Annotated in this window: 12 protein-coding genes; 7 read left to right on the forward strand and 5 right to left on the reverse strand. The window is 43.8% G+C overall.

What is annotated here, in order from left to right; genetic code table 11:
• Positions 1 to 213 precede the first annotated feature (213 nt).
• The gene (locus tag BN1691_RS05595) at positions 214 to 489 is read left to right on the forward strand and encodes a DUF3055 domain-containing protein (RefSeq protein WP_048601263.1); all 276 of its coding nucleotides are present in this window, start codon (positions 214 to 216) and stop codon (positions 487 to 489) included.
• 73 nt (positions 490 to 562) lie between these two features.
• On the opposite strand, the gene BN1691_RS05600 is transcribed toward BN1691_RS05595, so the two are convergent.
• On the reverse strand, positions 563 to 1,030 hold the full coding sequence (locus BN1691_RS05600; protein WP_053083710.1) for a YutD family protein: 468 nt from the start codon (positions 1,028 to 1,030) through the stop codon (positions 563 to 565).
• 220 nt (positions 1,031 to 1,250) lie between these two features.
• Between BN1691_RS05600 and BN1691_RS05605 the strand changes: the two genes are divergently transcribed.
• Genes BN1691_RS05605 through larC form a run of 4 tightly spaced genes read left to right on the forward strand, consistent with a single transcriptional unit; the run spans position 1,251 to position 4,845 of the window.
• A complete protein-coding gene (locus BN1691_RS05605) occupies positions 1,251 to 2,477 on the forward strand; it encodes an ornithine cyclodeaminase, nickel-pincer nucleotide-dependent (protein ID WP_231638354.1) in 1,227 nt (408 codons plus the stop codon).
• Positions 2,478 to 2,492: 15 nt separating this feature from the next.
• On the forward strand, positions 2,493 to 3,305 hold the full coding sequence (gene larE, locus BN1691_RS05610) for an ATP-dependent sacrificial sulfur transferase LarE (protein ID WP_048601264.1): 813 nt from the start codon (positions 2,493 to 2,495) through the stop codon (positions 3,303 to 3,305).
• A 3-nt stretch (positions 3,306 to 3,308) separates the two neighbouring features.
• Positions 3,309 to 4,121, forward strand: a complete 813-nt coding sequence (larB, locus tag BN1691_RS05615) for a nickel pincer cofactor biosynthesis protein LarB (protein ID WP_048601648.1) — start codon at positions 3,309 to 3,311, stop codon at positions 4,119 to 4,121.
• Positions 4,102 to 4,845, forward strand: a complete 744-nt coding sequence (gene larC, locus BN1691_RS05620) for a nickel pincer cofactor biosynthesis protein LarC (RefSeq protein ID WP_048601265.1) — start codon at positions 4,102 to 4,104, stop codon at positions 4,843 to 4,845. The genes larB and larC overlap by 20 nt, the downstream gene beginning before the upstream one ends.
• A gap of 1 nt (position 4,846) precedes the next feature.
• Here larC and larC2 read toward each other — a convergent pair whose 3' ends face one another.
• On the reverse strand, positions 4,847 to 5,863 hold the full coding sequence (gene larC2, locus BN1691_RS14280) for a nickel pincer cofactor biosynthesis protein LarC2 (protein WP_048601266.1): 1,017 nt from the start codon (positions 5,861 to 5,863) through the stop codon (positions 4,847 to 4,849).
• Positions 5,864 to 5,978: 115 nt separating this feature from the next.
• Between larC2 and BN1691_RS05630 the strand changes: the two genes are divergently transcribed.
• Positions 5,979 to 7,001 (forward strand): M23 family metallopeptidase, encoded by a 1,023-nt coding sequence (locus BN1691_RS05630; protein WP_048601267.1) that lies wholly within the window; start codon positions 5,979 to 5,981, stop codon positions 6,999 to 7,001.
• Between the two features lie 50 nt (positions 7,002 to 7,051).
• Here BN1691_RS05630 and BN1691_RS14385 read toward each other — a convergent pair whose 3' ends face one another.
• Positions 7,052 to 7,177, reverse strand: a complete 126-nt coding sequence (locus BN1691_RS14385; protein ID WP_147545692.1) for a MetS family NSS transporter small subunit — start codon at positions 7,175 to 7,177, stop codon at positions 7,052 to 7,054.
• Entirely contained in the window at positions 7,174 to 8,682 is a 1,509-nt protein-coding gene (locus BN1691_RS05635) for a sodium-dependent transporter (protein ID WP_048601268.1), read from the reverse strand. Before BN1691_RS05635 ends, BN1691_RS14385 begins: the two co-directional genes overlap by 4 nt.
• Positions 8,683 to 8,931: 249 nt before the next feature.
• Between BN1691_RS05635 and BN1691_RS05640 the strand changes: the two genes are divergently transcribed.
• Positions 8,932 to 10,431 carry an FAD-dependent thymidylate synthase gene (locus tag BN1691_RS05640; protein ID WP_048601269.1) on the forward strand — a complete coding sequence of 500 codons (1,500 nt, stop codon included), beginning with the start codon at positions 8,932 to 8,934 and terminating at the stop codon, positions 10,429 to 10,431.
• Between the two features lie 85 nt (positions 10,432 to 10,516).
• Here the strand turns inward: BN1691_RS05640 and BN1691_RS05645 are convergent, their stop codons facing one another.
• Complete coding sequence (locus BN1691_RS05645) at positions 10,517 to 11,623, reverse strand: HD-GYP domain-containing protein (protein ID WP_048601270.1); 1,107 nt, start codon at positions 11,621 to 11,623, stop codon at positions 10,517 to 10,519.
• Positions 11,624 to 11,626: the final 3 nt, after the last annotated feature.

Here is an 11,626-nt window from a genome sequence, read left to right on the forward strand (position 1 = left end):
TCTCCTAGAAATACAAATGCTCCAACTCTTACTGTGAATATAGGTAAACTGTGAATACGGGAAAAACTGTATAAACTTATTATAGCATCGAAATAGCCCAGAAGAAAAGATACCCAAATAATACGTAAAGTATCCTTACTACCCAATCCTTTCCCTTTACGTATATAATAACAATAAGCATAGTAAAAAAACAAAGCAAAGGAAGGGTCCACCATGATCTCTGACGAAATGGATTTTTTATATGACGACGTAGAAGAGACCAGAACCCGTTTTGTCTCTTTCATCGGAAAGAGTAAACGTTTTGATCTGGCCATTCTCTATACAGATCGTTTTTTTGGAAAGGTAATGGTCATCGATATCCAATCCGGTCGCTCCGCTTTGATTGGCGATGATGACCTCAATGAAGAAGGCTACCTGCAACATGCGTTTGCACTAAATGATGAAGAGGCTCAGCTATTACACCATTTCTTATTTCAAGTAATTCAATAAAGAAACGCTAAGATAGAACAAATGACCAAGCAGAGGAAATACAAGCCCTCCGCTATGGTCACTTTTTTTCAGCTCAATGAATTTCTTTAGTTGGAATTACTGTTACATCTTTCTGTGAAGAATTACTACTAGTTCTTCGCCTTGAACGATGATGATTGCGAGAACGCCGATTAGAAATTGAATTTTTTCTCCCCGCTGGTTTGTCCTGCCTTTGCTCTTTATCCTCATTCCCATCAACTTGTTGAGGTTGATGCTCCCCATCCTCTAATTCCTGATGTCTTTGAAGGACAAAATATGAACAACCAAAATTGCAGAACTCCTTAATATACTCATCAAGAAAACTGATCTTCATATCAAAAGGAACGTTTTTTCGATGATCATGGTAGAATCCCTTTAAACGTAATTGCCCATAGCCCCAGTCACCGACAATGAAATCAAATTTATCGAGTATATCCATGTAACGTTCACGGAATGCCTCTACATTCCAACCATCTTTAAAATCCTCTACCAGTTCATAGGCGTGATTGTCGAGACGGATCACATCAGCACCTCATTCTCTAAATATTGTCTGAGCCACGTAAAGATGGCCGCTTCCTTCTCTATCATTATACCCAATTTTAGCAATGGGTGAAGTATTCCCTTCTTTTAACGCTGCAATATGAGTAATAATATAGTACTTCTTATCTCGTGACAAGGGTCGTAGCTTATCAGCAGATCGTTCTAATTATTATTAACCCTTCAATGATAGATTATTGAGAGGAGTGGTTCACATCGAACGAACAGTGAAGCTGCAAGGTCATATTATTCAAGAGCGTTGGTTTGATCAACTGGAGCGCGTGATGAAGCTCCATCAAGGAAGTTATACGGTCCTGGAATTTCATGTAGGAAAAGAAGAGAAGGATCTCTCTTCCCTTACATTACTCATCCACCTTCCCCAGCAAGAGTGGGATCCACTATTGGAGCAATTAAGACACCCTCAGCTTGAACTCACCGTCGTGGAAGAAGCGATCCAACTTCAAAGATGTACAAAGGATCAAACCGCCCCCCGTGATTTTTATTCCACCACCAATCATCCTACAGAAGTCTACTGGGAAGGTCAATGGATCCCTGTCAGCTATCAACGTATGGATGCATCCATTGTGATACGTGACGGAAAAGCAATCTGTACAAAACTTCGTGATCTACGAGCAGGCGATTTGGTGGTATGTGGGGAACATGGTATTCGAATTCATCCCCCTCAGCAAGAAGATCGTCATGACCACTTTGCCTTTATGACCACGGAGGTGAGCTCTGAGCGTTATGTGGAACGTCAGGTACGCCACCTTGCAGAGACCATGCTAGAAATTCAGCAACGTCAGGGACGAATCATCTTTGTTGCTGGACCGGTGGTTGTTCATACCGGTGGTGTTCAACCGATGGTAGAACTGATCGAAAAAGGCTATGTCCAAGGTTTTCTAAGCGGTAATGCCCTGGCTGTCCATGATATTGAACACGCCCTTTACGGTACATCATTGGGCGTTCATTTAGAGAGCGGTGAACTAGCTCCTAGTGGACATAAACATCATATGATGGCCATTAATGAGATCAATCATGCTGGTAGCATTGTCGAAGCCGTACAAAAAGGCGTTCTGCAATCAGGAATTATGCATGCCTTAGTCCAATATCAGATTCCCTTCTCCCTGGCTGGTTCCATCCGTGATGATGGACCCCTTCCTGATACGGAGATGGATCTCATTCAGGCGCAAGCGCAGTATGCCACCATTATCGAAGGCTGTGAGATAGTCATCATGCTCTCTAGTATGCTTCATGCCATTGGTACTGGTAACATGCTACCTAGCACCGTAAAAACCATCTGTGTTGATATTAATCCTGCGGTGGTAGCCAAGCTAGCTGATCGAGGCTCAGCACAGGCAGAAGGACTTGTAACCGATGTTGGCTTATTCCTCACTTTACTCAATCAATATTGTCGCCCTATTATCTCAACCTAGAAGGAGGTACCTCCCATGGATCTTTATGAAAAAAACCAAGTACTGGGTCAACTGTTATCTTCCCTGGAGCGCTGCTTAGTCGCCTTTTCAGGAGGAGTTGACAGCACATTTCTCCTCGCCCGTGCATACGAACAACTAGGTGACCAAGTGAGTGCCGTAATCGCTGCGTCAGAAACCTTCCCCGTTAGAGAGTATGACGCTGCCATGCAGCTCGCCCTACAATTACATGTTCCAGTGATCGAAACCTCCGTCTCAGAATTGACCAACCCCCATTTTGTCAATAATCAAAAGGATCGTTGCTATCATTGTAAGCATGGGCTATATTCCCATCTCAATCAATTGGCGAAGAAGCTGAATTTTCCTTATATTCTCGATGGAACCAATCACGATGATTTGGGTGATTATCGTCCAGGCTTAGAAGCAAAAGAGGAGCAAGGGATTCGTAGTCCCCTCCTTGAGGTAGGACTTACCAAGGCAGAGATTCGGCAGCTTTCAAAAGAGATGAATCTTCCCACTTGGAATAAACCATCCTTTGCCTGTCTCTCCTCACGAATTCCTTATGGTCAAGTAATCACCCAAACAAAAATTGATCAGTTGGATGCTGCAGAGCATTTTTTATTAGAGCTGGGATTTTATCAAGTACGGGTTCGCCATCATGGGGAGATGGCACGAATTGAAGTATTGCCAGCAGAGATGGAGAGGGTGGTACAATCCCATGAGCGTATCCTTCCCTATTTCCAAGCCCTTGGTTTTACCTATGTCACATTAGATCTTCAAGGCTACCGAACAGGGAGCATGAATGAAGTCCTCCAATTGAAGGAAGGGTAAATGATGAATTCAAATGAATTAATGCAACTTCTACAAGCGGTTCGTGATAAAAAGCGTGATATTCATGAAGTAGCAAGAGAATTGACCCAATACAGCAAACAGGTGGAGCAGCTAGGCTTCTCCACCTTGGACATTCAGCGTGAAAGCAGAAAGGGATTTCCTGAAGTGATCTACGGAGAAGGCAAAACCGTGCCTCAGCTCCGATCCATCATGGAACGTTTGATGGTTCACCACCATACCGTCTTTGCTACAAGAGTCTCCATGAAAAAAGCAGAAGAATTACAAAAGCAACTATCCAGTATCCAATATGACCCCACATCACGTATCCTCTACTGGCAACGAAAAGGGCAGAGCAATGCTCAACACGCTGGTACAGTTGCCATCCTCTGTGCAGGAACCTCCGACCTACCTGTGGCTGAAGAAGCTGCACTATCAGCTGAATTGCTTAATCAACAGGCATTGCGTATCTATGATGTAGGCGTCGCTGGATTGCATCGCCTAATTAATCGTCTTCCTCAGATTATGACCGCTGATGTTGTGGTAGTCGTAGCAGGAATGGAAGGCGCACTCCCTAGTGTGATGGCAGGATTGATCGATAAGCCTGTCATCGCAGTTCCAACCAGCATTGGGTATGGTACCAGCTTTCATGGAGTAACTGCATTGTTGTCCATGTTAAATAGTTGCTCATCAGGTATCTCTGTGGTCAATATCGATAATGGCTTCGGTGCTGCCTATCAAGCTGCCTTAATTACGAAAGGTATAAGAGATTATCAGAATCGACGGGAGGTGGACGACCATGAATCATCTTCACTTTGATTGTTTCAATGGAATTAGTGGCGATATGACCCTTGCTGCACTTGTAGATGCAGGTGCCTCTGCAGAATATATTGAGTCCCAGCTCCAATCGTTAAGATTGAATCACCCCTTTCAATTACACTGGAAGTATGTTCAGCAGCATGGTATCCGCGCACTCTCTCTTACAGTTGAGGAAGAAAAGCAAGAGACGAGCCTTCAAGCTCCTCAGCATCATTGTCATTTTTCAGAGATCGTTCAGATCATTGAGGATAGTGCTCTCTCCCATCGTGTGAAGGAGTTAGCACTGGCTATCTTTACACCCATTGCTCATGCAGAGGCCAAAATTCATCAAACGACCATCGAGAAGGTCCACTTCCACGAAGTTGGGGCACTGGATTCCATCATTGATATTGTAGGGATCGCCATCGCTCTGGATCACCTTCAGATCACCAGCCTCTCCTCATCTCCTGTTCCTGTAGGACAAGGTAAGATAAAGATCCAGCATGGCATTTATCCTGTTCCCGCTCCAGCTACCATGGAGCTATTAAAAGGAATTCCCCTCCAAGCTAGCCCATTGGATGCAGAATTAACTACACCTACAGGAGCAGCACTCCTCACTGCACTGGTTCAGCAATTCGGCCCCATCCCTAGCATGACCATCCAGCAGGTGGGCTATGGTGCTGGAACTCGCCAATTCCTTGATCGTCCCAATATTATGCGTATAATGATCGGTAGCTTAGCATAGATTAGGTTGGATCCGTAGCTTCCTCACCACATAGCAATGCGCGCTGAACATATTGATACACTGCTTGTAAGGGGATCCCGTGCTTACGGGCAATCTGCGCGCAATCCTCATACTCAGGCTTTTGGCGAAGAACTTGTCCATCCTTCACAATCGACTTGATTCTTACATGCTCTCCAAGAATGGTGATCTGATCCATTCTTCTCCCAAGTCGATACACTGTAACAGGATAGTAACGAAAGCCTGGGCTACTGGTCTCGTTAAAAATGATCTCTTCTACAGCGGATAACAATTGGGATGGGATTAAGCACTGGAGTTTCATGCTAGCCCTCCCCTTTTTCATAATGATGGGAATAATCGCTACATCATTGGCTCCCACTGCAAATAGACGCTCCATTACATAGGGTAAGATCTCAGGATTCATATCATCAAGATTCACCTCCAATTGGAGCATATCATGATCAAGATGCGAAATCTCATGGTGCTGGAATCTGCTAAAAGTACTCTCCATCTCTTCTTGGTAAAGAAGAAGTGTCAGTTCCTTTCTATGGTATGACCCTATAAGCTGACCTTCACTTTTCATACTTGCTTGAACAAATGGCAAAAACCAAACTGCTGCAAATAAACAATGATCTGATACTTTATACTCTTCTCGTTCATCCGTGAAATAGAGAGGTAGTTGATAAAATCTTCTCCATAATATAGATAGGTCTTGAGCCTGTAGTAATGAAGAAGGGTAGCATAACTTTCTAGGAATAACTTGAATACTGGCATCAATGCAGCTTTTCATCAAAGCTCTATATCCCCTTTCCATTTTCTCTGGAAGCTGCTGAAATAACGCCATATATGCACTCCACTCCACGTCCTTCCATCCTAATGTAGTAAGCACTGTTTCAAGCTCACGTTGGCTGAACAGTGCTTCCATCGTTTCGCCAGCAGAGACTGGAAATATGGATTGAAAACTATCTTCCCATGTTGAGAATGGAATGACGCCATGTTGCCAGATGTGAATGGACTTCAACTTATCACCTCCCCCTCTAAATCTATTCTGATGGGTAGAAATAATTGACAGCATGAAATTACACTTTTTATCCCAACCTAAGTGAAGGGTGCAAAAGGAGATGAGGTGACTCACCATGAAGAAAAAACAGAGCTACACAATCAGGATCATGATCCGACTATGCTTACTTATCATACTTTTTATGCAATCTACTCCCCTCATAAGTCATGGCGTCAATCAAGCCTCAGCTCAACCCACTACATGGGAGGATCGTCTTTATCTTTATCAGCAGATTAGCCAAGTCTTTCAACTACCATGGAGCTATCTAGCGGCCATCGACCAATTCGAACGGACGATGCGAAAGCCTGATGAATTGCAAAAGAGCGCGGGCTTTGTCGCCATTCAATTCCCCGCTCATCTTTGGTCTGGTATACTGAATCCCAATCCTAATGATACCAATCCAGGCACCATTGGCTTCTATACAGGGATCGGGCGAGATGGTTCCGGTGATGAAATTGCTGATCCCAATGACGATGTAGATCTCCTCTACACCATGGCCTCCTACCTCTCCCAATATGGATGGATGAAGGATGACTTTCGCCTCGCCCTATGGAGATACTATCAAAATGAAAAAATCGTAGAGATTATTACGGAATTTGCTGTGATTTATGATAAATATCAACGTCTTGACCTTTTCGATAATCAATTTCCCATTCCTGCCCACTTTAATTATAGTTATAAGAATACATGGGGCGCCCCACGGGGCTGGGGAGGAAGACGTATTCATGAAGGAACTGATATCTTTGCTGGCTATGGTACCCCGATCCGTTCCACCTGCTATGGGTATGTGGAGTCCATGGGGTGGAATCGTTTTGGCGGATGGCGCATCGGTGTTCGGGATCTGAATAATCATTATCACTATTTTGCTCATCTTAGCGGTTTCAACAAGGAGATTAAGGAAGGACAGATTGTGGAGCCTGGCGAGATTTTAGGCTATGTGGGTTCCTCAGGCTATGGTAAGCCAGGAACACAAGGTAAGTTCCCGCCACACCTCCATTATGGAATCTACAAGTATACAATGAAGGGCGAATGGTCCTTTGACCCCTACCCTCATCTCCGTAAATGGGAACGCCAGATGTTCCAAAAAAAGAAGAGGTAAGGAGAGTACCATTTTCTCTCCTTACCTCTTTGATTGTTTACATGGATTTCCTATGCATCTACACCTTGTTTGAAGCTCTGTTTTCCTCGCTTCACCGCAATACTTACACAGATGGCAAAGCCCCCCCATAAGCCAACAAATCCCAACATCATCATGGCAATGGCACTTCCACTCACACGGCTTCCTCCTCTCCAGATTTTTCTACTTTAAAGCGTGGATTGGTACTTCTAATACTCTGCATATAGAAGCCCATCACGATGACACCAATCGCTGCTGCCCAACCGATGGAAATAAGCGAATCTGGATAATCTCCGTAGTTCGTGGTCAGGTCTGTTTTCAATTGCTGTAACGCCATATAGCCAAGGACAGATGGTGTCAAAACAATAATTGAGAAATTCCACCATCTTCCTACTTTGATTTCAGAGATACTATTATTATAATCACGAATATCTTCCGTCTTATTCAAAATCCAGCCCATCAGAATGGCAAAGAAGAGACCCGATAAAGCGACACCATAGTTATTAATAAAGTAGTCTACCGTATCTAAGATGTATAAGCCTGAACCAGTAGCATAGAAAAGGCTAAAGAATGCTGCCAAGCCAACCGCCCAGTTTACTGCCTTACGACGGGGTAACTGGAATTTATCCATCACAGCAGCTACTGATGTCTCCACAATGGAGATGAGTGATGTTAGCCCTGCAAAGACAAGCGAGATGAAGAATAGGACACCCACCAGTTTACCCAGGGGCATTACATTAAGGATCTGTGGAAAAACATCAAATGCAAGCCCTACTCCAGACTTCGCATACTCGTCAACTGCTCCACCAGACTGTGTAGCCATAAAACCGATGGCACTAAAAATTGCTACACCAGAGATTAAGCTGAAACCACTATCAGCAAATGCAGTGATAAATGCATTGTTATTGATATCTGATTTCTTCGGTAAATAGCTGGCATACGTTAACATAATGGCAAATGCGATACTCAGACTATAGAAGACTTGCCCATAAGCTGCCAACCATGTTTTTGGATTGGTAATCCCACTCCAATCTGGGGTAAAGAAAGCATTAAGTCCTGCCATTGCACCATCGAGGAATAGACCACGAATTGCCATTAAAATCATCAATAAGAATAAGAGCGGCATAAAAATTTTACCAGCAGCCTCAATTCCCCGTTTAACCCCACGATGGAGAACACCGAACACCACTAGCCAAACAACCAGTAAAGGAATAAAGACACCCCACTGAATTCCACCTAACCAGCTTACATTCCATGAGTCCGTTACGCCTAAATACTCATACAAAAATGATCCAGTATCTTGACCCCAGCTCTGAAAAACAGCAAATCCTGTATACGAGATGGACCAACCGATAATGACAGAGTAATACGTTGCGATAATGAAAGCGACGCCTACTTGCCACCAACCATACCATTCCAACTTCCCTAAGCGGCTAAATGCTAATGGTGCAGAGCCCCGCATGCGCTGACCAATACTAAACTCTAGAATCAGCAAAGGAATACCTGCTGTTAATAGTGCAAATAAGTAAGGAATGAGGAATGCTCCACCCCCATTCTCATATGCGATGTAAGGGAAACGCCAGATGTTTCCAAGTCCTACCGCTGAGCCCACCGCTGCCATGATAAATCCTGCACGTGAGCCCCAATTTTGTCTTTCTTCCATGTAAATACTCCTCCTTTCGACAGTATGCGAGATTCTCTTAATTTTCTGAATATCTCGTCTATTAAGAATATATTATAGCAGACTTTTTTTAATATGCTAGTATTTTTTCAAAAAATATTTAAAGTTTTAAATTTAGTTGGCAAAATTGAACTCAGTAATTCCTTCACTTCAAATCTGAGCGAAAAAACGATATGATTAAGAAAGCTTGGACATTTGGGGAAAAATTGTCCATATTAAGGGAGGATTGTCGTGGAATCAAAAACAAATAACGCCATTGACCTATCTCAGTATGTCTCAAACACAGACAAGAATGTTTATACCATCTTTAACTTACCTGAAGAAGTAATCGCTGTTATTTTTGCATACGTTAGTCGTAGCCCGAAAAGCTTTCGGGAAAATCTTCGTCAGCTTTTGGAGGATGAAGAACTGGGCATTCAACAAGGGACATCAAGTCAGCTCTGGCTATCCAAAAAAGCCTCTTCCTTTCACGAGAAATGGGTTGTCCAATACGGTCACTCCTCCGTGGCTGAACACGCTGTTGCCCATGTGGGGATAGAGCAAATCAGCCGACTTGCTTCTGCTGCACTAGAGTTAGCTACCTCTTTTGGTAGCTTCACAGAATATAGTCAGCGCTATCAACGTCCACAGCGTGGAGCATACTATCTTCCTGTCGAATTGGCGCAAGCTCCACATTTGAAGGAACGCTTTATTGCTGTGCAAGAGGAAAACTACTCCATTTATGAAGAACTTTTTCATCAATTGGTTCAATATCTCCAGAAGGAGATCCCTTTACAAGCTGGAGAATCAGAGCGGGCTTATAAAATGCGAATTGAGAAGATCGCCTTTGAGGATGCACGTTATGTATTAAGTAATGCTACCTTTACCCAATTAGGGATGACCATTAATGGACGAGCAGTACGGGATGCCATCGTGCAATTGCTTTCTTCACCCTACCCAGAAATGCAGGAGCTTGGCCAACAGTTAACCGATGAAGTTAGTCAAGTCATCCCCACGCTCCTTCGGCACATTAAGGCGAACCAATATCAACTAAAAACAAGAGAAAACCTTCATGCTGAAAATTATGCAAAATTAATCGCTAAGGCTGATTGGTGTGAAGGTGAGAGCAAATCCCATGCTCGAATCCTCTCTGTAGATGAAGAGCTTGCCACACTAAGAAAGCTCGCATCCCTACTACTGATGCAGTTCCAAGAACTAGGCTATGATGAAGCGGACAAACGGGCTGAACAAGCCACAGAGGAAGAGCTAAAAAGTATTGTTTCCAACGGCTTATCCAATCTCCAATTCTTCGATCATCCGTTAGAGCTATTCCAACATGTGAACTATACCGTTCAGCTCCAGATCTCCGAAGCCAACTGGCACCAGCTCTTACGGCATAATCGTAAGACACACTTCACCTATCAGGAGCCAACCATTGTGAATGGATATACGATCCCTCCACATATTGTTGCTGCTGGTGCGACCGCTCCCTTCCAAAGAGCGATGGAGAATGCCAATCAGCTTTATGTCCAATTAATCAATGAGCTTCCACAAGTGGCTCCTTATGCGGTGACCAATGCTCATCATCGTCAGCTGATGGCTACCATCTCCTTATGGGAACTCTATCATTTGATCAACTTACGGACATCCGATGAAGCACAATGGGATATTCGACAAACTTTTCAAGATCTCCACGATCAGCTGCAACAGATTCATCCTACCCTGCTCCATTTTGCAAAACGTCGACCTTAATAGCAACAAGCCCATGCACCTGGCTCATGAAGACCAGTGCATGGGCTTTTTATATTGAAAACTGCGCCTTCCTTCTAGCATTCCTTCAATTAGAGAAGGGTAAGGGAACATCAACTTCTTCAATCATCACATGGAGCTGTTTGCTTAAATCACGTTCACAAATCTTGCAATAGGGTTCCCCATTTGCATCATAAAGCACCCGAATCACCGGCCGCTCAGGAATATTGGAATGAACATCTACAACTACACCTAATTCTCCTGTGCTTAAGCGGACACTCATCCCAATGGGGTACATGGAGATGGTTTTATGAAATACTTCAATCATTTTCGGATTAAATAGCTTGCCTGACCCAGCCAGGAGAATTTCATAAGCCTCATGAGGTAACATGGCACCTCGATAGACCCGATTGGATGTCAATGCATCGTACACATCTGCAATGGCAACTACTTGTGCATAGGGCTGGATATCCTCTTCTAAGAGTTGACGGGGATAACCACTTCCATCTATGCGTTCATGATGTTGAAGAGCACAATGAGCCACAAGTAGGGATAATTCTGGTTGCTTCCGCAAGATCTGAAACCCTGTCCATGTATGCTGTTGAACGAGTTGAAACTCTTCCTCTGTCAACTTGCCTGGTTTATTTAGAATTTCTGAAGGAATCATCTGTTTTCCCACATCATGAAAGATTGCGCCCAGCCCCTGCTCCGCAAGCTCTTGATCGTTATATCCCATACGGAACCCTAAAGCGAGACTATAGAGCATCACCTGATAGGAATGCTTATATAGTTCATGATCTGTGACATAGATATTCCCAAGCATGAGTAATGTAGTGGGTTGTGTTTTCAGTTCATCAATGATGAGATGGACGGATTGGAGTAGACGCTTATGCAACTCCGCAGGGCGTTGTACTTTATTACGCCATGGTTCTTCGATTAGAAGTGAATCAAGGGAATCATGAATGGCAGACATCACCTCTTTACGAACCTCTAGAGAAACTGTCTCCAGCGGTTCGATCCCTTCTGTTGCATCATCGATCACGAAGAGATGTGTTACTCCCATCTGACTCATACGGCGAATAAAGCGTGGAGTCAGTTCCATTCCCTTGGCAATCAGGATAACCCCCGACTCGTCATAGATATCCTTCGCTAATATCATCCCCGGAACACAATGTTGTATAGATACAAGTCTCATGAT

This window comes from Rubeoparvulum massiliense (genome assembly GCF_001049895.1).
Taxonomy (GTDB): domain Bacteria; phylum Bacillota; class Bacilli; order Rubeoparvulales; family Rubeoparvulaceae; genus Rubeoparvulum; species Rubeoparvulum massiliense.